At 46.1% G+C, this 21305-nt stretch carries 20 protein-coding genes and 1 pseudogene; 11 read left to right on the top strand and 10 right to left on the bottom strand.

The annotated features are described in order from the left end of the window. Positions 1-161 precede the first annotated feature (161 nt). Positions 162-2224, bottom strand: a pseudogene (locus H7F26_RS08450) (beta-galactosidase). Between the two features lie 280 nt (positions 2225-2504). Here H7F26_RS08450 and H7F26_RS08445 point away from each other — a divergent pair. Next, positions 2505-3422 (top strand): bifunctional helix-turn-helix transcriptional regulator/GNAT family N-acetyltransferase, encoded by a 918-nt coding sequence (locus H7F26_RS08445; RefSeq protein ID WP_009330195.1) that lies wholly within the window; start codon positions 2505-2507, stop codon positions 3420-3422. Between the two features lie 15 nt (positions 3423-3437). Beyond that, positions 3438-4706, top strand: a complete 1269-nt coding sequence (locus tag H7F26_RS08440; RefSeq protein WP_011197540.1) for an MFS transporter — start codon at positions 3438-3440, stop codon at positions 4704-4706. 46 nt (positions 4707-4752) lie between these two features. On the opposite strand, the gene mmsB is transcribed toward H7F26_RS08440, so the two are convergent. The 6 genes from mmsB to H7F26_RS08410 all read right to left on the bottom strand — a co-directional run bounded on the left by mmsB (position 4753) and on the right by H7F26_RS08410 (position 12662). Continuing rightward, positions 4753-5964 (bottom strand): multiple monosaccharide ABC transporter permease, encoded by a 1212-nt coding sequence (gene mmsB / locus H7F26_RS08435; RefSeq protein ID WP_009330197.1) that lies wholly within the window; start codon positions 5962-5964, stop codon positions 4753-4755. Beyond that, positions 5939-7507, bottom strand: coding sequence for a multiple monosaccharide ABC transporter ATP-binding protein (mmsA, locus tag H7F26_RS08430; RefSeq protein ID WP_021838088.1), 1569 nt, complete (start codon positions 7505-7507; stop codon positions 5939-5941). Before mmsA ends, mmsB begins: the two co-directional genes overlap by 26 nt. A 4-nt stretch (positions 7508-7511) precedes the next feature. Continuing rightward, complete coding sequence (gene chvE / locus H7F26_RS08425) at positions 7512-8591, bottom strand: multiple monosaccharide ABC transporter substrate-binding protein (RefSeq protein WP_003178897.1); 1080 nt, start codon at positions 8589-8591, stop codon at positions 7512-7514. A gap of 127 nt (positions 8592-8718) precedes the next feature. After that, positions 8719-9921 (bottom strand): response regulator transcription factor, encoded by a 1203-nt coding sequence (locus tag H7F26_RS08420; RefSeq protein ID WP_061565967.1) that lies wholly within the window; start codon positions 9919-9921, stop codon positions 8719-8721. Beyond that, on the bottom strand, positions 9914-11677 hold the full coding sequence (locus H7F26_RS08415) for a cache domain-containing sensor histidine kinase (protein ID WP_003178895.1): 1764 nt from the start codon (positions 11675-11677) through the stop codon (positions 9914-9916). Before H7F26_RS08415 ends, H7F26_RS08420 begins: the two co-directional genes overlap by 8 nt. After that, the gene (locus tag H7F26_RS08410; RefSeq protein WP_003178894.1) at positions 11670-12662 is read right to left on the bottom strand and encodes a substrate-binding domain-containing protein; all 993 of its coding nucleotides are present in this window, start codon (positions 12660-12662) and stop codon (positions 11670-11672) included. Before H7F26_RS08410 ends, H7F26_RS08415 begins: the two co-directional genes overlap by 8 nt. Before the next feature lie 501 nt (positions 12663-13163). Here H7F26_RS08410 and H7F26_RS08405 point away from each other — a divergent pair. The 9 genes from H7F26_RS08405 (at position 13164) to H7F26_RS08365 (ending at position 19124) form a co-directional block, all read left to right on the top strand. Further along, complete coding sequence (locus tag H7F26_RS08405; protein WP_003178893.1) at positions 13164-13547, top strand: YwqH-like family protein; 384 nt, start codon at positions 13164-13166, stop codon at positions 13545-13547. 13 nt (positions 13548-13560) lie between these two features. Further along, entirely contained in the window at positions 13561-13839 is a 279-nt protein-coding gene (locus tag H7F26_RS08400; RefSeq protein ID WP_003178892.1) for a YwqI/YxiC family protein, read from the top strand. 17 nt (positions 13840-13856) lie between these two features. After that, on the top strand, positions 13857-15482 hold the full coding sequence (locus tag H7F26_RS08395) for a ribonuclease YeeF family protein (protein WP_003178891.1): 1626 nt from the start codon (positions 13857-13859) through the stop codon (positions 15480-15482). A 12-nt stretch (positions 15483-15494) separates the two neighbouring features. Then, the gene (locus H7F26_RS08390) at positions 15495-15836 is read left to right on the top strand and encodes a hypothetical protein (protein ID WP_003178890.1); all 342 of its coding nucleotides are present in this window, start codon (positions 15495-15497) and stop codon (positions 15834-15836) included. 25 nt (positions 15837-15861) lie between these two features. Then, positions 15862-16665 (top strand): hypothetical protein, encoded by an 804-nt coding sequence (locus tag H7F26_RS08385; protein ID WP_003178889.1) that lies wholly within the window; start codon positions 15862-15864, stop codon positions 16663-16665. Positions 16666-17105: 440 nt separating this feature from the next. Then, entirely contained in the window at positions 17106-17786 is a 681-nt protein-coding gene (locus H7F26_RS08380) for a hypothetical protein (RefSeq protein WP_003178887.1), read from the top strand. 20 nt (positions 17787-17806) lie between these two features. Further along, the gene (locus tag H7F26_RS08375; RefSeq protein WP_003178886.1) at positions 17807-18253 is read left to right on the top strand and encodes a hypothetical protein; all 447 of its coding nucleotides are present in this window, start codon (positions 17807-17809) and stop codon (positions 18251-18253) included. Positions 18254-18307: 54 nt separating this feature from the next. Next, complete coding sequence (locus H7F26_RS08370) at positions 18308-18652, top strand: hypothetical protein (RefSeq protein ID WP_225852984.1); 345 nt, start codon at positions 18308-18310, stop codon at positions 18650-18652. A gap of 25 nt (positions 18653-18677) precedes the next feature. After that, a complete protein-coding gene (locus H7F26_RS08365; protein ID WP_003178884.1) occupies positions 18678-19124 on the top strand; it encodes a hypothetical protein in 447 nt (148 codons plus the stop codon). Positions 19125-19158: 34 nt separating this feature from the next. Here H7F26_RS08365 and H7F26_RS08360 read toward each other — a convergent pair whose 3' ends face one another. The 3 genes from H7F26_RS08360 to H7F26_RS08350 are packed head-to-tail and all read right to left on the bottom strand — an operon-like array spanning position 19159 to position 21298. Further along, a complete protein-coding gene (locus tag H7F26_RS08360; RefSeq protein WP_003178883.1) occupies positions 19159-19614 on the bottom strand; it encodes a pyridoxamine 5'-phosphate oxidase family protein in 456 nt (151 codons plus the stop codon). 15 nt (positions 19615-19629) lie between these two features. Continuing rightward, a complete protein-coding gene (locus H7F26_RS08355) occupies positions 19630-19857 on the bottom strand; it encodes a non-oxidative hydroxyarylic acid decarboxylases subunit D (RefSeq protein WP_003178882.1) in 228 nt (75 codons plus the stop codon). A gap of 19 nt (positions 19858-19876) precedes the next feature. Then, on the bottom strand, positions 19877-21298 hold the full coding sequence (locus tag H7F26_RS08350) for a non-oxidative hydroxyarylic acid decarboxylases subunit C (RefSeq protein ID WP_009330203.1): 1422 nt from the start codon (positions 21296-21298) through the stop codon (positions 19877-19879). Positions 21299-21305: the final 7 nt, after the last annotated feature.

Genomic DNA, 21305 nt, shown 5'->3' with positions numbered 1-21305 from the left:
GTTTAAATCTCTATGCCGTAGTGTTTATCATGTTGGCGGTTTTATCAAATGTGGTGTTTCTCTGCGTTTTTAATCAAGGTGTATTGGCGTACACTTCTGCTGTCATCTTCCTGCTTGCTGCTGCATATTGCACGAAGCGTCGGCCTGAAAAGTAAGGCTTCCTATGCCTTATGGCTTCTCCGTAAAATGCTCGTTCCGTAAGGCGGCAGTTTGAGCGCGCCTTTTTTCCGGGTTCCCTTTAAAACGTCCGTATTTGTTTCCTCCGGAAGCGAGACACTTCTGTTTTCCGCTGTAAAATTCATCACGAAAATATAATCGTGGCGGCCGTCTGTGCGGAGCTGGGCGGTGACGCCTTTCGGGAGCTCTGTATCGAGCACTTTGGCAATCCCGCACTCTTCAATGAGCCTGGATATAAACGCCTCTTGGAACGCCGCCTCATTCCTTGAAGCGATATAGTAGGCCTTCCCGTCTCCGAACAAATTGACCGTCAGCGCCGGCCGGCCCGCGTAAAAATCATCCTCGTACGCAGCGAGCGCTTCGGCCCCTTCTAAATGAATCAGATCGCAAAGCTCGCTGGCTTCATAGCTTCCGCTTAATCCGAGCCTGTTTTCTTCATCCATCACAATGGTATTTTTCTGTCCGTCATGAAGAGCATCGATCTCCTCAGACCAAATGCCGAGCGTTTTTCTTAAGCCTCCAGGAAACCCTCCCAGGAACGTAAGTTCATTCTCATCAACAATGCCCGACCAATAAGTGGCGACAAATGTCCCTCCGTTTTGAACAAACTGTTCAATCCTTTCAGCGGTGCCTTCTCGCAGCATGTAGAGCATCGGGGCGACCAAAAGCTTATAGCGGGAGAAATCAGCCTCCATGTGAATCACATCAACCGGTACGCCTTCCCGCCAAAACGGTTCATAAAACGATTTGGCGGTCCGTTCATAATGCTTTCCGATATTGCGCGGACCTTGGGCATCTTCCAAAGCCCAGCGATTCTCCCAGTCAAATATAATCGCGGCCTCGGGTTCGACTGTCGTCCCTGCGACGTCCTCCAGCTTTTCGAGCTTTTCCCCGAGCTTTTTCACTTCCTGAAAAACGCGCGTATGCTCTGATCCTTCATGATCAACGACTGCTCCGTGAAATTTTTCGCTTGACCCGCGGCTTTTCCGCCATTGAAAATACTGAACGGTGTCCGATCCGTGAGCGACTGCCTGTAATGACGACAATTCATGCATACCGGGGCGCTTCAGCTTGCTGACATCCTGCCAGTTCGTCATGCTCGGCGTGCTTTCCATCAGCATGAACGGCCGGCCGCCTTTAAGAGAGCGATTGATGTCATGAACAAAAGCAATATCGGCTCCAAGCCGGCTGTCTTCCTGCCGGCTGTTGTGCCATGCCGGATAAGAATCCCACGAGATGACATCAAGCAAATCGGCAAACTTCCAATAATTCAATCCGGCATACGTTCCCATAAAATTCGTCGTCACAGGCAGATCAGGGTTAAACGAACGGACGTGGGCGATTTCATGCCGGCAGTTTGATCCGTGACAAAACGCTTCCAGTCCAAATTCAGACCGTGAACGGCATCCTCGCCGTGCGGAGCCGGCGACTCGATCTCGTCCCAATCTATATAGGTATGGCTCCAAAACGATGTCCACCATGCATCATTAAGGCGGTCCAGCGTTTTGTATTTCGCCAGCAGCCACTCTCTGAACTTGTCTTGGCAAAGTTCACAATGGCATTCTCCGCCGTATTCATTAGAAATGTGCCAGCCGATGACGGCCGGGTGATGCGCATAGCGCTCCGCGAGCTTTCCGTTTATGATCGCCGTTTTCCGGCGGTAGACAGGCGACGTATAGCAGTGATTGTGCCGCTTTCCGTGAAGGTTTCTGACCCTGTTGCGCTCCGTTCTCAGCACCTCTGGATACTTTTTGGACATCCAAGCCGGTCTGGCACCGCTCGGTGTAGCCAAAAACGCATAAATTCCGTTTTCCTTGAAAGTATCAAGAACCTGATCGAGCCAGTCAAATGTAAATCTTCCTTCTTCAGGCTCGAGCGAAACCCAGGAGAAAATGCCGACAGACATCACATTGCAGCGGGACAGTTTCATCAGGCGGATATCTTCTTTTAATACGTCCGGATATTTAAGCCATTGATCCGGGTTGTAATCGGCTCCATGCAATAGTCGGGGAACTTTCCGGCTGATCGGGGGATACGGTTTAACCATCCTACAGTTTCATCCTTTCTTCCTCGTTTTCATATGACGCGGAGACGGACATGACACTAAAAACGCTTTCAAAAACAGGTTGTTAGATTATATACTCTGTTTTCTTCCCTCTTTCCTGCCAAGGTGGATGAATTTTCCTGTACGATTGAATTTCTCTTTCTTTATTTGTAAAATATATTCTATCATTAACATTTTTAACTTTATTTCCATACACTTGACTAAATCAACTAATTTATTATAATTGATTAAAGCAACGATTTACAGGGAGAGAGGTTTTGAGATGGCGGAAATCAATCATTCTACAACATTAAAATTCAGAAAGTTCAATCGATTCTATACAAATGTGCTCGGTTTTCTGAATGAACATATTTATGACAGCCCTTTTTCATTGACGGAAACCCGGATATTATTTGAAATTCACAATACGGCCGATTGTACAGCCAAACTGATTCAAGATACGCTCGGCCTGGACCGGGGCTATGTCAGCCGGATCCTGAAGCGGTTTGAAAAAGAAAATATGGTCTATAAAAAGAGAAGCGAGGAGGACAGCCGCAACCACTATATCTACTTAACCAGCTTCGGTGAATCCATTTATAAAAAGCTGGAGGCCAAAGCCAATCAACAAATCGAAAACATGCTGAAGCATATCGACGGCCGCCATCAGGAAAAGCTGACGGAGGCAATGAATACAATTGAATGCATATTGTCGGAACACCTGCCTCCCGAAAAATCGGCCGTTTCTATAAGAGATTACTATATATCGGACGATATCAAACTGATGATCGAAAAACAGCGTGCCTTCTACGCGGAGACACACGGCTGGGACGATTCATTTTTGGATTACCTTCACGAAACATTCGACGCCGAGATCGAAAAAATCTGGATCGCAGAGAGCGCCGGAAGATTCGCGGGATGTGTCGGGCTCGTCAAACACCCCGGCAGGACCGTGCAGCTCAGATGGTTTCTGGTCGACGCCGCTTTTCGGCACCAGGGAGTCGGCACACGCCTCTTGGAGCATCTCATCGATTATTGCAAAGAAAATCAGTATGAGCGGATTTTTTTATGGACGGTAAGCACGATGGCCGAAGCACGGCCTTTGTATGAAAAATTCGGATTCAGACTGACGGAAGTGAAAGACGAGACTTTATTATGGGGGCAGCGGCTCCGGGAAGAACGCTGGGATGCCGAGTTAGGCTGACGAAATGGAGGATCTATGAAACGGAAAATACACTACGCCTGGATTATCGTTTTTGTGACGTTTTTGACGCTTTTGGCCGTTCAAGGAGTGCGCCTTTCTTTCGGAGCCTTTATTCAGCCTTGGGAAGAGGAATTTTCAATGGACAGGGGCACGATTTCGCTTATTTCCATGCTGAGCTTCATTGTATATGGCGTGTCCCAGCCGGTGATCGGCAGGCTTGTCGACCGCTTCGGACCGCGGATCATTTTATCCCTCAGCACGCTTCTGGTCGGCTTGAGCATCTTTTTTACATATCTCGTGACTTCTCCGTGGCAGCTGTTTATTTTGTATGGCATCATCGTTTCTCTCGGCGTCGGCGGTGCGTCGAATGTCGCGTCGACCGTGATCGTGACCAATTGGTTCAATGAGAAGCGCGGGCTTGCATTCGGCATCATGGAAGCGGGATTCGGTGCGGGACAGATGCTGCTTGTCCCTGGATCGCTCATGATGATCCACTGGTTTAACTGGAAAGTGACCGTCATTGTTCTGGGATTGTTTTTAGCCGTTATTGTATTTCCGATCGTCATCTTGTTATTGCGGAACCATCCTTCGGAAAAGAATGTACAGCCGATCGGCGGCGCTCAGGGCGGCGAGATAAAAGAAGAGCCGGACGCCCAGCCGAAAAAGATTCCATACAAAGCCGTTTTTCTCAAAAGAACGTTTTGGTTCCTCGTCTTGCCGTTTTTCATTTGCGGATTTACAACAACGGGGTTAATGGATACCCATCTTATCCCTTTTTCGCATGACCACGGGTTTTCGACCGAAGTAACAAGCGCCGCTGTCAGCCTGCTGGCCGGGTTTAACATCATCGGCATTTTGATTTCCGGCGTCGTCGCTGACCGCTGGAGCAGCCGGAAAATTTTGTGCTTTTTATATGCCGTAAGGGCGCTGTCGCTTGTCATTCTGTTGTCGAGCCACAACTCGATGCTCCTGCTTTGCTTCGCGGTTTTGTTCGGTTTGGTCGACTTTGCGACCGTCGCCCCGACGCAAATGCTGGCAACCCAGTATTTCAGGCAGTATTCCGTCGGGTTCATTCTCGGCTGGCTATTCCTCAGCCACCAGATCGGTTCGGCGCTCGGGGCTTATTTGCCGGGCGTCTGGTACAGCCAAACAGGCAACTATAACCTGTCTTTCTACCTTTCAATCGTTATTTTGGCGGTAGCAAGCATTTTGAACATCCTGCTGCCGGAACCTAAAAAAATAAATCCAACACTGAATCAGGAAGGGCGTTCCGTCCAGCAATAATGAAAAAACCTGTTTTTGAAGTTCAAAAACAGGTTTTTCTTATGAATTAAGAAGTTTTATTCTTATTGTAAATATCAAATGCAACGGCAATCAGAAGGACGAGGCCTTTTATCGCCTGCTGCCAGTCGATGCCCAGGCCGAGCAGCGACATACCGTTGTTCATGACTCCCATGACAAGACCGCCGATGATGGCCCCGCCGATCGTGCCGATACCGCCGTAAGCCGAAGCCCCGCCGATGAAGCAGGCCGCAATGGCGTCAAGTTCAAACAGGTTTCCTGCTTTCGGAGTGGCCGCGTTTAGACGGGCGGCAAAAATCAAGCCTGAAAGGGCTGCTAAGACGCCCATATTGACGAAGACCATAAAGGTGAGCCGTTTTGTTTTGATTCCTGAAAGCTCGGCTGCTTTTTCATTGCCGCCGATCGCGTAGATTCTCCGCCCGATGACGGTTTTTTTCATAACGAATGTATACCCGGCGATTAAGACGAACAATGTGATCAAAATGAGAGGTATACCTTCATAAGTCGCGAGAATGTAGGTAAAAAGGTTGATAATGGCGATGATAAAAAACACCTTAACTGTAAACAGACCTTTTCCCTGCAAGTCAAATTGGAATTTCTTCTGCATGTTTCTCTGCTGAAGCTGATATACGAGATAAAGAATCGACACACCCGCTCCGACGACAATCGTCGTCAAATGGAACGTGCCTCCGTTCAGCCAGTCCGGAATAAAACCGGACGCCATTTTTTGGAAGGACACAGGAAACGGAGCGATCGATTTCCCCTCCAGCACGATCATCGTGAGCCCTCTGAACAAAAGCATTCCCGCCAGCGTCACGATGAAGGCCGGAATCTTGACATAAGCGATCCAAAAACCCTGCCAGGCGCCGATTGCCGCTCCCAGAAGCAACGACAGGACGACCGCCGCAAACAGCGGCATATCGTTTTCAATGATCATCATCGCGGAGACGGCGCCGACAAAAGCGGCGACTGAACCGACTGATAGATCAATGTGTCCCGTGATGATGACGAGCATCATCCCAATCGCTAAAATGAGAATGTAGCTGTTTTGCAAAATCAGGTTCGTAATGTTCAGCGGTCTCAGCAAAATTCCGTCTGTCAATATTTGAAACAGCAGCATAATAAACACGAGCGCAATGACCATGCTGTATTTCCGGATATTCTGCTTATACATATCGCGAAACAGCTGAAAGTAGCCGGGCTGAGCGCGGTCTTTATCCGTTTGCACCGGTGTCTGCATACGCTTCTCCCCCTCTCTTCATGCGGATGGTCATATATTTCATCAGCTTCTCCTGATCGGCTTCTTCTTTGGAAAATTCGGCGGTGATTTCCCCCTCACACATCGTATAGATTCTGTCGCACATCCCCAGCAGCTCGGGAAGCTCCGAAGAGATCATGATAACCGCTTTACCCGCTTCGGCAAGCTGATTGATGACGCCGTAGATTTCGTATTTGGCGCCGACATCGATGCCGCGCGTCGGTTCATCCAGGATTAAAACGTCAGGCTCCGCGAAAATCCACTTGCTCAGCATGACCTTCTGCTGGTTGCCTCCGCTTAAATTTCCGGTCCGCTGGCTGATATCGGGCGTCTTGATGTTTAATTTCCGGCGAAAATCCTCCGCTTCATGTTGTTCGCGCCGCTCGTCCATCACCAATCGGCTCGACACCTTATCCAGTTTCGACAGCGTAATGTTTTCTTTAATGCTGTCCTTCAGAATCAAACCGTTTCCTTTCCTGTCCTCCGTCACATAGACGATGCCGTTTTTAATGGCATCTTCAGGGTGGTTGATGTAAAGCTCCCGCCCGTCTTTTTCGATTGTGCCGGAAATGTTTTTCCCATATGATCTTCCAAAAATGCTCATCGCCAGCTCCGTCCTTCCGGAGCCCATCAGTCCGGCAATTCCTGCGATCTCGCCTCTTTTCACGGAAAGCGCCGCCATGTTTACCACTTTGCGGTCCTGTTGAAGAGGATGGTGAACTGTCCAATCCTTCACTTCAAAGATGACGTCGCCGATCTCGGCGCTTCTGTCAGGGTAGCGGTTTTGCAGCTCCCTGCCGACCATGCCTCTGATGATCCGGTTTTCGGTCAATTGCCCGCTTTGAACAGCAAGCGTTTCGATCGTCTGTCCGTCCCGGAGCACGGTAATCGAATCTGCGACTTTCGTAACTTCATTTAATTTATGGGAAATCATAATCGAAGAGATTCCCTGTTTTTTCAGTTCAAGCAAGAGCTGCAGCAGATTCTCGCTGTCAGCTTCATTTAAAGCCGCCGTCGGTTCATCCAAAATCAAGAGCTGCACTTTTTTTGCCAAAGCTTTGGCGATTTCAACAAGCTGCTGCTTTCCGACGCCGATTTGGGAAACAAGCGTATCCGGAGATTCTTGAAGCCCGACTTTTTTCATTAATTCGAGCGTTTCCAGCTTTGTCTTTCGCCAATTGATGACGCCGCGGCTGGCCTGTTCATTGCCCAAAAAAAGATTTTCCGCAATGGAAAGCTGGGGGACGAGCGCCAGCTCCTGGTGGATGATGACGATCCCCGCTTCCTCGCTTTGCTTAATATTTTTGAATTGGCATACTTCCCCTTTATATAAAATGTCGCCCGTATACGCACCGTACGGATAGACGCCGCTCAGCACCTTCATCAAAGTCGACTTGCCCGCCCCGTTTTCCCCGCAGAGGGCATGGATTTCGCCCGCTTTAACGCGAAGGTGGACATTGTCGAGCGCTTTGACGCCGGGAAACTCCTTCGTGATGCCTCTCATCTCTAAAATGCAATCGGACATCGGATCACTTCCCTAATTCCGATTCTTTATAGTAACCGCCGTCAACGAGCACTTTTTTGTAGTTCTCTTTGTCGACGACGACCGGTTCAAGCAGGTATGATGGAACGACCTTCTCTCCGTTGTCATACGTCTTTGTGTCATTGACTTCCGCTTTTTCGCCTTTTAAGACGGATGACGCCATCTCAACGGCTTTTTTCGCCAGCTCTCTCGTATCTTTGAAAATGGTTGAGGTCTGCTCCCCTTTAATGATCGAATTCACGGAAGCAAGCTCTGCATCCTGTCCCGTAATAACCGGCAGCGGCTTCTTGTCCGAGCCGTAGCCCGCACCTTTTAAGGATGAAATGATTCCGATGCTGATTCCGTCATACGGTGAAAGCACCGCATCAAGCTTCGCCTTTGTATAATGCGCACTCAGCAAATTGTCCATCCGGGATTGTGCGGTTGCGCCGTCCCACCTGAGCGTCGCCCCTTGCTCAAATGAAGTCTGGCCGCTCAACACCTTTAATTTGCCCGAATCGATATAAGGCTTCAAAACAGACATGGCGCCGTCAAAAAAGAAATGCGCGTTGTTGTCGTCGGGCGATCCCGCGAACAATTCGATGTTGAACGGCCCTTTTTTGTCTTTTAAGCCAAGCTTTTCTTCAATATATTTCCCTTGAAGTTCCCCGACTTTATGATTGTCAAATGTCGCATAATAGTCGACATGTTTGCTGTTCATGAGCAGCCGGTCATAAGAAATGACTTTAATATCCTGCTTGTTTGCTTTCTCTAGGACGTCGGTCAGCGCTTCTCCGTCAATCGAAGCAATGACAAGCACATTGACGCCCTTTGTAATCATATTTTCGATTTGTGAAACTTGGTTTTCAACGACATCTTCCGCATACTGCAGATCCGTTTTATAACCGAGCTTTTCAAACTCTTTCACCATGTATTTCCCGTCATACACCCAGCGTTCCGATGACTTTGTCGGCATTGAGATTCCGACGTAGCCTTTGTCTCCCCCTCCGCTTGCCTGATTCCCCGAACAAGCGGTAACGATGAGACAGAAAAGCATTGCAGTGATCAACAGCCAGCATTTTTTCATGCTTGGTATCCCCCTTTTTGATTTCTCCCATCATGAATCATGCCAACTGTACCATGTCTTTCGAATGTCCGTCTTTTGAATTAATTAACTATTTTTATAAAAATCAGACTTTTTTGAAGCGCTTACATTACAATTTTCCTCCTGTTCTTTCAATTCCCGACATGCGGCGGTACTGATTGGGGGATACACCCATCGTCTTTTTAAATACAGTGCTGAAATAGTGCTGTGTATCATAGCCCGTTTGTTCGGCAATGTCATGAATTGAAAGAGGGGTTGTCTCTAACAGGTGAACCGATTGATCCATGCGCATCTCCGTCAAAAGCTGAACAAATGTCACGCCGAGCTCCTTCTTCATCATTCTGCTCAAATAGACGGACGAGACTTGAAGCGCATCCGCCATCTGTTTTAAAGAAAACTCCCTTTCAGTGAAATGCTTTTGCATATACTCCTTGGCCCTTATGACAACCGGCGAGATATTGAATGCTTTCGACACTTGCTGCCTGCAGTGCTGATAGCATTGCGCGGCTGAGCGGCCGTTTTCAGCAAGCTTCGCAAAACAGACGGCTGCGCTTGCCTGCAATTCGGCTTTGATCATCTCTGCAAGCGCCCGCTGTTCGGCTTCCGTAACAGAACGCCACAGACAGGCGGCGATCAGGCGGTCTCCGTCGAAAAATACGGCTTTATCTCGCTCGTTAATAAAAAAACGTTCTACTTTTTCTTTCAGATTGTCGGCTTCAGACGGTTTGTTCCATACATGTCCAGCCGCGATGACGCCGAGCGTTTCAGGATTGCGCGCCGGCAGACGGAGGCATTCGAGCTGCCGGTAAACGTCTTCTTCGTCTGCCCGGTTTTCGATCCAGCTTCTGAAAACATGCTCCTTCAGAAGGCCGAGGTTTTGTTGAATATGCTGCTCAGCAAGCTTTTGCTCGCTCAGCTTCTTTTTCTCAGCTGCAAGCGACACGCTGATCTTTTTGAGCACTTGTTCCAGATGAGCGGGATCGACCGGCTTTAACAAATAATCATCAACATTCAGCCGGATCGCTTCTTGCGCGTATGCAAACTGATCGTAGCCCGTCACGATGACAAAGCGGCACTGGGGCAAGGCGCCGCGGAGCTTTTTCATCAAGGCAATTCCGTTTACGATCGGCATATTCAAGTCGACAATCAATAAGTCGATACCGTGTTTGAGAGCGAGCTCAAAAGCCTCCTCGCCATTCTCCGCTTCAGCCGACACCGACATTTGATAGCGCTCCCAAGAGACGGCATCCCGTATTCCTTCCCGAATCCACGGTTCATCATCGGCAATCAGTACGCGCCAACATTCACTCAAGGCTTGTTCCCCCTTTTGCTAAAATTGGTAGCCGTATCGTGACGGCGGTTCCGGCTCCTTTCCGACTTTCAACCGTTATACCGTACGGCTCGCCAAATGTAAGAGCGATCCGTTCATGGACGTTGATCATGCCGTAGCCCGCTGTATCGTCCCTGTGTTTGAATTGATCCGTTATTTGCTTTAGCGTCTCTTCATCCATTCCGGCTCCGTCATCCTCGATTTTGATGATTAGCGAGCCATCCTCCTCCATGCCTTTGATCGCAATATGCCCCGGCCCCTTTTTTTCTTTAATTCCGTGATAGATCGCATTTTCGACGATAGGCTGAAGAACGAGCTTCAAAATCAGGCGGTCATCACAAAGCCCGGTCATTTCGATTGAGTAGTTTAATTTATCGCGGTATCTCGCTTTTTGGATTTTCAAATAGTTTTCAACATGTTCAAATTCATCAGACAGCGGGATGATATCTTTCCCTTTGCTCAAGGAAATGCGGAACAGCTTGGATAAAGCCTGCACGAGATCGCTGACCTCTTCCGCTCCTTTTTTCCTTGCCATCCAATTGATTGTATCCAGCGTATTGTAGAGAAAGTGAGGGTTGATCTGCGCCTGCAGCGCTCTTAATTCGGCTTCTCTTTTTTGGCGCTCCTGTCTTTCTGTAACGGACATCAGCTCGCGGATTCTGAACATCAGGCGATTGAAGCTTTTTCCCAAAAGGCCGATTTCATCTTCCCTTTCCTCCTGATACAATGTTGAAAAATTCCCGCTTTCCGCCGTTTTCATGACAGCATTCAGCTTCAAAATCGGCCGCGACATGGAATGGGACAAATAATAGGAAGCTGACATTCCGAGAAACGCCGCCGTCAATAAAAACAAAAGCACATACAAGTGGATTTCCTTCACTTCGAAAACCGGTTCACCCGCTTTAAAAACGCCGACCGTCGTCCAGTTCGTAAAGGAAGACGTCTCATAAATGAACTGATATTCCTCTCCCTTGATCCGCTTCGAAAAATATCCAGAACGTTCTTGACGGAACCACTTTTTCGGCAGAAATAGATTCGAAGTCTCCGGCGAATAAATATTGCCGCCATTTTCATCCATGATCATCAAATAACCCGTTTTCCCCAAGCGGATATTTTTTGTCGCTTCTGCGAGGACGCGCAGCTTCAAATCGATGAGTACAACGCCTTTCACATGCTGTGTTTCAGGATCGATAACAGCTCTGACGGCGGAAACGACCTCATCTTCCCTATAGTGCACATGGCTTCTGATATTCCGGTTGACAGGCTTCCCGATCATCTTGAAAATCCCTTCATTGTCGAGAGCCGCCTGATACCATGGTTCTTTTGTCAAATCTGTCGGCGTGCGTTCATACATCTCATTGCTGATCATCTCACCCTTATCATTGACAACGAGAATACCCGCTGCTTCGGAATATAAAGAAGTCAGGCCCTGCAAAAACGTCCTTCGCTTATAATCCGCCTCTCCATCCTCCTTTTTATGACTAAAAAACGCTTCCATTTCTTCATTCATTGATATTAAATATGTCAGGTTCTGCATGTGGCTGACATACACTTCAGCCGTCTTGTTCACTTCGCCGATCAGCTGCAGTGTTTGGTCGATCACCTGTTTTTCAATAATATTTTCAACGGCCCATCCCGATAAAATGCCCAGGCCGATCGTCGGCAGCATGCTGATTAACAAGAGAAGGCTGATCAGCTTATGACGGATCGGCGCATTATTGATCAAACGTTTAATCATTCGCATAATAGGCTGCCACATTTTCTTTCGTTATGATGGTAATGCCTGTGTCGATTGCGGCCGGAAGCGGGCGTTCATGCTTCAGATGGTGATTTGAGAAAAACAGCATGTGCAGCGACCAATAGCCCATTTGCCATGTGTCCTGGCTCATTGTCGCGGAAATCGATCCGTTTTTGATGCCGTCCAGCGTTTTCTTGTCTTTATCAAAGCCGATGATACATACTTCCCCTTCAAGTCCCGCCTCCTTCACAGCACGGGCCACGCCGCTCGCTCCATTGGCTTCAGTCGTGAAAATTCCTTTGATGGACGGATTTTCCTCCAAAATCTTCGCCGCTTCTTTTTTCGACGTCAGCTCATCCCCTTTTCCGTCCAAAACCGCGGCAACCTTCATGTTCGGGTATTTTTGCTTGATCGTTTGTTCAAAGCCCTTCGTCCTTTCCTGATGATTGTACTGCTGCGGCTGGGTAATGACCGCGGTTTCTCCCTTTCCATTCAAAAATTCGGCCATTCGCCTTGCGGCCACAGCACCCGCTTCCATATTATTTGTGCCGATATATGTAGAAGCTTTGCTGAGCGGGGCGTCTGAATCAAATAAAACGATCGGAATACCCTGCTCGTGCGCCTTGTCGATGACAGGGTTTAAAGCTTTTGGGTTTATTGCCGAAACAGCGATTCCCGCCGGTTTTTTTGCAATCACCTGCTCGAGGACGGTCGTTTGCTCATGGACATCATAATGGGCCGCCCCCCGATACTCGACAGAGACGTTGAAAAGCTGCGCGGCATCCTCAAAGCCTTTCAGACCGCTCTTCCAATATTCGATTCCCGATTGAAACGTGACCATCACGTATTTTTCGGACAGACTGCCTGCGGCCGCAGGCCTCCTGCTTTCTTCTGCAGAACCGGCTTTATCGCCCCGGGAGTAGTCGTAGACATACAGAAAAAACAAACAGAGCATCACGGCATAAACAACTAACAGCTTCTTCATCTTCATCCCCCTGTTGGTCGAGGACAAGACAGCGTTTACAATCTATAAATATATATTTAGCCGCATTTTTTTCTAAGAACCCAGCTGAGCATCCTGACAGAAATTCCGCCCGTCCTCCTTTATTCATCACAAACAGACAATTCCCCCTTGTTCTTATGAAATATCTAATCTATTTGACATTCTGTTCGAAAAACCCTGTTTAGGGTTGGCAAGATCGCCTCTTTCTTAAAATTACCTTAAAGTTTGTGAAACAAAAAATAAACACACCAAAAATCCAAAACTTAAGAACTATGTCTTTTGACCTTGCAGGAAAATGGAGAAATGTGCAAAATCGCAGTCATAATAAGGAATCCCCTGCTCCACCGCTCAACTAGATTCTTTGTTCACGGTACATTTTTCCCATTCAACTCATTTATACCATGTTGTAACATTAATAAGGTCCTTTAATGAACGGAACCCAACAGGTCATTTGAATCAAATTTTCCGGGAGGTGGCAGTAACATGATCTGGGAAAAAACAGTTTTATACGGGCTGCAAGGTACACTTCTCATCAAAAAACAACAGCTCGAACAACTGAAAAATTGCCAAACTGAATTAGAAGCAGATAAAAAGGAATTTGACGATTCAAAAGACAGTATCAAAAAGCCCGAACTGTCGCCGACGACATGGCAGGGCAGCCTGGCTGATTCTTTTAAAAACGTCAGAAGCGACATGAAAACGGCATATAATGATATTTGCGGAAAGCAGCTAAATGAAGTGTTTAAACAATTAAAGGAGAAAATCTCTTCTTTAAATGATGATATTGATTCGCTAGGTAAGGATATCAGCTCATTAAAAACGAAAATCGAAAAACTGGAAAAAGAAGAAAGAGAAGCCCGCCGCTAAAGGAGTGATTACGATGGGTCAAGAAATCAAAGTCAAAACGGGCGAAGTCAAACAGGCGCTCTCAAAACTGAAGCATTCAGCCCAAGCCGTGAAGCCGAACGTGCAGACAGATATCAGCGGCAAAAACAACCTTGACGTCGTCAAAAAAATCGAAAGCATGAACAAAGATTTGAAAAGCCTGACAAAAGCATACGCATCGGCTCTCGCTAAACAAATTGCGCAAACCGAGCAGGCTGTCAACGCCATAAAAGACGCCGACAAAAAGCTGTCGTCATCGATCAAAGCCAAGTAGAAGGAAGGGACTACGCATTGAAAACTCTAGATGTTCAGGCTTTTCAAACCGGCCTAGACAAAACGCTGACCGAATTAAAAAACCAGACTGACGAGATTTCAAAAGTCAAACAAAGCATCAAAGGCCTCACCTCCCTTGACGACGCCTTAAAAGGCGCGGGCGGTGAAGCGATCCGCTCGTTCTACGAAGAATGCCACACCACTTTTCTTCTTTTTTATGAATCTTTTATTTCCGACTATAAAGGACTTTTAGAAAAGACGAAAAGTGCGCTTCATTCCCTTGAACCGAACCAAAACGGCTTTATCTCGCAAAGCTTTCTTGAGAACGAACTCCATGACGGCGTCAGTCAAGCCGAATCGCTGACTGGCAGATTGACGTCAAAAGCCAACCAGACGATGGCCACTGTCAGCCACATCGTCGACCTGCCCGACCTAGACGATTCAGCCGTCAACGAAAACGCAAAAAAAGCGCAAAGACAAATCAGCGAGACGCTCGAAAAGCTCCACACCTTCGACCGCGAACAGACAAATGCGCTGAAAGCGGCGAGAGAAGACCTCGATACGATGAAGCAATACATCCAGCAGCTGGAGAAAATGTATACGGGGCCGAAGATTGAAATATCGGAATATAAAAGCGGTTCAATTTTAAAACCGCAAAATGACTCAACAATCAGTCAAGCTCCCGGCGGCCTGCAAAACGACCTGCAAAACCCCGGCGAAACACCGATGGAAAAGATGCTTGGGCGATTAGAAGAAAAAGCGGCAGAAACGTTAACGAATCCTGATACACAGGATAAAGAAAAAACAAATATAGCACACGAAATTCTTAGTTACTTCGAAACATTCGGAGAACCATTAGATGTCGGTGATAAAGCCTTATTAGGGTATCACGCAGCCAACGCAACAGCATCAATCGCGTGGACGCGAAAATTAAAAATTTATTATCAAGGAGGAAAACCGACGAAGTGGCAGCGATTTAAAGGGGAATATAAATTTCAGGTCATGTCACATCGTTCTTGGACTTCTCAAGGAGATCACAGTTCGAAAGTTGCGAGAACCATTAAAAACATCTCTGACTCGAATCCAAGCAACCCATTACTTAAAAAAGCGCAAAAATTTGTCGCTTCTTATGATAGTCCATCCATGATGTTTAAACATGCTGTGGGGTTCCCTAAAAATCAACATAGTTTTATAGATGGGAAAGAATTTCGCAAGAGAGCTGCCCTGAGGACAAAAGCGGGTGCGGTTGATATAATGGAGTCCACAGCCAAGGCAAAAGGGTTTACTGCATTAGAAAGAGGAGTCCCTATTGTTGGTACCGCAGTTACTTTCGCTTCTAACCTTACAGAATATACCGATCCCGAGAACTCGGACAAAAGTTTTGCAGAAAAAACAGGACGTTTCGCAGCAGGTGTTGGTACAGACATTTTTGCTGTTTCTACAGGTGTTGAAATTGGAGCAACAATAGGAAGCGTCGGCGGTCCTGTGGGAGTGATTGTTGGTGGAGCGATAGGCGGAGTAGCTGGAGCAATTGCTAGCTCTTCATACGGTGATGCAATTAAGGATGCTGGTGAAAAAGTTGCTGGTTCTATTGAAAAAGGAATTAAAAACAGTTTTGAGTCTGTGAAAAGTTGGTTTAAATAGATAGGAGGCATTATGACGCCGAAAGTATTTGTTGAATATGCTGAATATTTGATTGCTGCTATTTTAAGTTCTCAATTTGTATTTGGACTTTGCACTTTATTTCTTGGGTATATAACTATGAATTATTATGAGCAGGGGACTTTCAGACCCCCCTCAAATATATTTAAAAAAACTGTTAATTTCGGTTTTGCATTGATTTTTGGTGCAAGTTATTTTACATATAAACGACTATATAGATATAACTTGTTCCTAAGAAAATTTTATTATGCCCTTTACCTTCTGGGGAGCGGTATTTTAAGTATCATCATTTTCTATATTTTATCATTTATCCTTCACTTCATTTTCAAGGTTTAAGTTTATAATCAAGGATGTGAAAACAATGAAACACCTCATCACATGTACATCAGAAGAACTAGCGCTTTTAGTAGGGTTATGTGACTATCCTGGTGTTGCAAAAGGAATTCTTGAATCATCGTTAGGAAAAAAATCAAAAAAAGAATGGGATGCAATCTTAGAGGCAACTGTCAACCAGCTCATTTTAAAACAATACTGGGACGAAGAAAAAAGTTCAAAAGACGAAAATCCTTTAAGCGAAGAAATGCAGAAATTCATCGTTTCCTATGTGAATTCAGAACAAATGATCCGCTGTTCCAACCTTGACAATAAAAACACTTTAATGCTTCACCATTTTGAAAATGAAACATGGCTTTTCCATATGATTGACCGCGATATCATCCATGAATTTGCGTATGTCGACGAGCAGGAAATTGCCCAGCTGATGAAAGACTATTACCACTTTTCAACTGATGAGGAACATATTCCTTTAAAATTTCGTCTTTCAGATAAATGCTTTGACTGGCTGAGTAATAAAGACATGACAGAAAAGGTTCGGAAGAAAAGTTCTTTTTCACCTGAGGAAGAACATAGCTTTAATCAATTGATAGCCGATCTTGAAGCAAACCAATGGTCGCTAAACAACATCTCACATTTTTACATCCCTAGCTTAAACGATGGACCTTTCTTGCAAAATATCGTCTTTTTTATTCCATCTGCCCGTGGCGTTTGGGTTGCTCAGTATGATGAACACAATGAAAAACCTGTACATATTTCATTAAGGACACTTGAGCAATGGAACGAATTATTAAAAGGGCTTGAGTATACAGTATCTTTTCAAAATACATAATGCCGCAATGCGAGAATAAATACATTTCAAAGCATCTCACATCGGGATGCTTTCTCTTATCTCAGTTTCCCGAATTATTGTTTCAAGAAGATAGACGAGATATGAAAAAACACAAAGCCAAACGTTGCCGATGCAGAAAACACCCATCAAGAAAAGGGGCTCAATATGAAAAACGAAAAAAATTTTCTATATAAAAAAATAAACGAAGCTATGATCATCTTCACGATTTTATTCCCTGTGGTTGGTATCTTTTTTGTCATCATGACGATATGGGGTTTATTGGAACAAGCCCCTTCAGAAATTCCCTTGTTTGTTTCGGTTATCAGCTTGTTCTTTTTCGTTCTTCCGCTCCTATTGCATATCTTCAGAAAAAAGGTCTGGCTGAAAAAACACATGGAGAATTATAAAAATTCAGAGGGATAAGCGGAGGAATATAAGTTTTGCTGAGATTAAAAGAAACGGTTGTATACAAAGATTTACCTTACAATATTCAATCTCATTTGAAGGCTCCCGTCAGCCGGGAAACGAAATGGGGAATGGCCTGTTTTATCGTGTTGGTGCTGGATATTCTCTGCATATTACCTGTGCTGGCGAGCAAAGTCGAATTTTTCACTTTTGCCGTCCTCCCTGTCGCTATTCTGATCAATGTTTGGATGATCCTCATAAATACCAGAAACATGACCGAATATCTTCATCACCTTCAATATGTTCGGTTTATGGGCGTATCTTTCAGCGGTATGTCATATTGCCAGCTGATCACGGCGCAAAAAATGATGTTTTCTGCCATCGGTTTTCATTTACCGTTGATCAGTCTGTCACTATTCATATATGCCGCCTCTATCTTCCTCGTCATTCGGTATTACTTGGCTGTATTCCCTGATCCTAAAAGAGGCAAAAGGGAGACAGCAGCTCCGACAGGGATGCTTTTGGCGGCTGTTCCGGCGGCCGGTTATATGATAAGTCATGCTGTTTTGCGAGTTTCAGAGTCTGCCGTCTATTTGTTGATGAGTATCGTCTATCTGCTTATGGCTTGTTTATTTTCTATAATGGGGGTCAAATTCATCCACAAATACTTCTTCATCAAAGCGAATCAAGATATCATCAGACAGCATAGGATTTAAGGCACAAGGAGATGTCATGTTTGAAAGGCAGAAATAAAATCATTTTCTTAGTTTATTCCCTATATGCAACAATCATCATTTTGGCCGCCCTTGTCAAACCTGCAATCAACTGGAAGGAAAGGCTTGCCGTCATCGGCTTTATGTTCGTTTCAATTTCTTTATTCACATTCATCATTTATGTGTTTATAAATAAGCCGAAGAAAGATCAAAGCGCGCCCCGATGCAACATCGTCGCGAAAATCTTTTGGAAGAAACACAGAAAACCGTTCACGCTCTCTTTCTACTTCGTCGGCATACTGATTGTGGGAATATCCGTGTTTTCCATGTCCGAACTCTCACTCGCTTGGAAATCCGGCATGTTTGCGATTCTGTTTGCCGTGATATCGGGCAATTTTTTTGCGGTTTATCAAACGGCGAATCAAATGCTGAACCGGTCTTGTTTGGAAAGAATGCCTGACGAAGAATGAAAAGCTTTTTATGTCAGTTAAAAAACGCTTGAGACCGCTATTCATAAAGGAGTTATGATGTCACCAGAAACTTTTGTTGAATATACCGAATACTTAATCGCCGGTATGTTGGCCGCTCATTTCGCTTACAGTTTGTGTTTTTTAATCATTGCGAGTCATATGATCATTGAATATGAAAAAATGATCTTTTTAAAACCTGAAAAACGGTCCCATAAAATCACAAATACATTCGTTTTTCTTCTTGTCGGCACCGGCTACTTTGTTTACAAACGGCTATTAAGATACAACTGGTTCCTGAGAAAACTGTATTTCGCCCTTTATCTTGTGGGCAGAGGCATCTTAAGCATCATCATCTTTTATATTTTTTCTTTTCTGGTCCATCTCATTTTCAGCGTTTAAATCATTTACAATTGGAGAGATCCGAATGTCTAATTTTCTACAAAAACCAAGAAACAAAGCCATCTTATCCGTCTACCTGTTTTTCGTATGCGGCTCCGTTCTAAGCGCCGTTCTGAATCCGAAGATGAGCATCGGGGAAAAGCTGTTTATCCTCTGTTTTAATATTTTCTCGGCAACTTTATTCGCATTTCTCATTTATCTACTGCTAAATAAATTGATGAAAGATGAAGACCGCAAACACCCGGCAGATCCCGAAAAAAACGGGATTAATCAAGTGATTTGGAAAAAATACAAAAAGCCTCTGATCCTGTTTGTTTATTTTGGCAGCCTGTTTGCCGTCTGCGCTGCTATTCTTCCCATGCCGATATATACCGTTGCTGAAAAGCTCGTGATCCTTTCGATCGCCATTATTTTTATTACAATTTGCTGTATCCTGGCTTATAAAGTGACGAATAAAATGCTGCAGAAATAATTGAAAGGACCATGGTTCGCCATGGTCCTTTTCTTCATTTCCTCAGCTCCCCCAGCGTCTCTTCCCACCGCCGCAAAACCGCCGCTTCATCCTTCAGCTTAATCTGAACGCCGGAGATGATATCAGCGTATTTTGCGATATCTTCCCGGGCCGCTTCGACCGTACCGGCGAAGCGCGCTCTCGGGTGTTTGGCGTCTCTTAATTCGGGCAGTTTCTTTAAAGACAGCCGCACATAATGTGCTTTGCCTTTCCAGCAAGCGACGAAGAGCGCCCGTCCTGTTCTCGCAATATTCGCGGTCGTCGTTGTGCCTTGCCAGAGAGCCAGGCGGATGTCGGTTTTGTTCAGGGCAAGGATTTCGCCGGCGCTGATCATCGCCGTGTGCGGCCAGCCGTCTTCTGTGACGGTCTGGAGCATCATCGCTTCGTGCCGCTTACCGGCGAGCTTCTCTCCGTTTAAAAGCTGAAATAGTTCGTTTGATAGCTGAGCCATGCCGGATGCCTCCCTTTAGATTTTCCGGTCTGGAATCGCCGGCACTTGTACAGCTGTTTCAACTTCAGCGGGATCGATTTTAAAGGCCGGATTGTATTTTTCAGGATTTGTGATCGTCTCCGGCTCTGATGACCTCCAAGTGAAAAAGCAGTGCTGGCATTGATAGACTTCCCAGGCTCCTTCAACGGGTGATTTGCTGACGGTTTCCGCTTTTTTTAATTCGCAGCGCGGACATGTATGCATGATGAAACACTCTCCTCTTTTATTGATTTAGCAGATTCATTAATTTTGCTTCCCACTCTTTCGTTCCTATAGGGGAATCGAGCGGCTGTGAATAGTGTCCCCTTGTTTCCGGTGCAGCCGGCGTTGTCGCGTCCAATATCATTTTGTGGGTGATTCCCGCCGGTTCAGAACCTGGATCTAGCGCCAAAACGGATAAATCCGGGATGATGACTGCATCGTGTTTCGGATGCATTTTCGTTGAGATTGCCCACATCACTTGCGGGAGGTTAAACGGATCGACGTCTTCGTCAACGAGGATCACCATTTTGCAGTAGCCGAGGCCGTGCGGAGTTGTCAGCGCGCGCATGCCGACGGCTTTGGCGAATCCGCCGTAGCGGCTTTTCGTTGATACAATGGCGATCAAGCCGTGCGTATACATCGCGTTTACCGCGACAATTTCATTCGGATACGCCTCTTTAAGCTGCTGGTAAAGCGGCACACATGTATTAATGCCGACCATATAGTCAACCTCAGTCCAAGGCATGCCTAAATACAGGTGTTCAAAAATCGGATTGTTGCGGTGGCAGACGCGCTTGATTTTGATGATCGGCATGCTTCGTCCGCCTGAATAGTGGCCGGTAAACTCGCCGAAAGGACCTTCATACTCGCGTTCGCCCGCAAGGATCTCACCTTCGAGAACCACTTCTGCGCCCCATGGGATATCTAAGTTAGACAGTTTTGATTTGACGATTTTATATGGTTCGCCTTGCAGGGCCCCTGCCATCTCGTATTCTGATTGATCGTATAAGAGCGGTGTGGATGCCGCCGTTGCAATAACCGGTTCGCAGCCGAGCGCAATCGTGACAGGCAGGTTTTCGCCGCGCTCTTCAGCCTGACGCAGGTGGATCGCAATGTCATGCTGCGGGACGGGCTGAATGCCGAGGCGGTCTTTGCCTTTTACCTGCAATCTGTACATGCCGACGTTTTGCTTGCCGAAGTGGTCCGGATCCTCGACATCTCTCGAAATGACGCATGCCTTGTCTAAATAAAAGCCGCCGTCGCCCTGATTGATGCGGAAGAGCGGCAGAATGTCAAACAGGTTGATGTCTTCTGTGATTTCGTTTTCGTGAAACGGCGCTGTCTCCTCTCTTTGCACTTTTACTGGAAACTGATTATAACGGCGCGCGAACTCAAAGAATTGTTCTTTAACCGGCGTGTCTTTTGGAAGGCCGAGCATTAATGCGTGGTTCGGCCAGGAGCCGATTACATTCAGCGCGATTTGGGCATTGTTATAGCCGTAAATGTTGTTGAATAAAAGAGCGGGTGATTTGTCTCCGAGGTTGTTGGCGGCGCGTGCAGCTGCTCCCAAATCGGGTTCCGGCTTCACCTCTTCCTGGACTTCAAGAAGCTGTCCTTCTTTTTTCAGCGTATTTAAAAAATCTCTAAAATCTTGATAAGCCATTCTGTTA

It is taken from the genome of Bacillus sp. PAMC28748, assembly GCF_014250415.1.
Classification (GTDB): Bacteria; Bacillota; Bacilli; order Bacillales; family Bacillaceae; genus Bacillus; species Bacillus licheniformis.
This window is presented reverse-complemented; position numbering and strand designations above follow the sequence as displayed.

Bases quoted from the DNA above. Each gene is read 5' to 3' on its own strand.
- H7F26_RS08445 (WP_009330195.1), top strand. From the start codon at position 2,505: ATGGCGGAAATCAATCATTCTACAACATTAAAATTCAGAAAGTTCAAT.
- H7F26_RS08440 (WP_011197540.1), top strand. From the start codon at position 3,438: ATGAAACGGAAAATACACTACGCCTGGATTATCGTTTTTGTGACGTTT.
- mmsB (WP_009330197.1), bottom strand. From the start codon at position 5,964: ATGCAGACACCGGTGCAAACGGATAAAGACCGCGCTCAGCCCGGCTAC.
- mmsA (WP_021838088.1), bottom strand. From the start codon at position 7,507: ATGTCCGATTGCATTTTAGAGATGAGAGGCATCACGAAGGAGTTTCCC.
- chvE (WP_003178897.1), bottom strand. From the start codon at position 8,591: ATGAAAAAATGCTGGCTGTTGATCACTGCAATGCTTTTCTGTCTCATC.
- H7F26_RS08415 (WP_003178895.1), bottom strand. From the start codon at position 11,677: ATGATTAAACGTTTGATCAATAATGCGCCGATCCGTCATAAGCTGATC.
- H7F26_RS08410 (WP_003178894.1), bottom strand. From the start codon at position 12,662: ATGAAGAAGCTGTTAGTTGTTTATGCCGTGATGCTCTGTTTGTTTTTT.
- H7F26_RS08405 (WP_003178893.1), top strand. From the start codon at position 13,164: ATGATCTGGGAAAAAACAGTTTTATACGGGCTGCAAGGTACACTTCTC.
- H7F26_RS08400 (WP_003178892.1), top strand. From the start codon at position 13,561: ATGGGTCAAGAAATCAAAGTCAAAACGGGCGAAGTCAAACAGGCGCTC.
- H7F26_RS08390 (WP_003178890.1), top strand. From the start codon at position 15,495: ATGACGCCGAAAGTATTTGTTGAATATGCTGAATATTTGATTGCTGCT.
- H7F26_RS08385 (WP_003178889.1), top strand. From the start codon at position 15,862: ATGAAACACCTCATCACATGTACATCAGAAGAACTAGCGCTTTTAGTA.
- H7F26_RS08370 (WP_225852984.1), top strand. From the start codon at position 18,308: ATGATGTCACCAGAAACTTTTGTTGAATATACCGAATACTTAATCGCC.
- H7F26_RS08365 (WP_003178884.1), top strand. From the start codon at position 18,678: ATGTCTAATTTTCTACAAAAACCAAGAAACAAAGCCATCTTATCCGTC.
- H7F26_RS08360 (WP_003178883.1), bottom strand. From the start codon at position 19,614: ATGGCTCAGCTATCAAACGAACTATTTCAGCTTTTAAACGGAGAGAAG.
- H7F26_RS08355 (WP_003178882.1), bottom strand. From the start codon at position 19,857: ATGCATACATGTCCGCGCTGCGAATTAAAAAAAGCGGAAACCGTCAGC.
- H7F26_RS08350 (WP_009330203.1), bottom strand. From the start codon at position 21,298: ATGGCTTATCAAGATTTTAGAGATTTTTTAAATACGCTGAAAAAAGAA.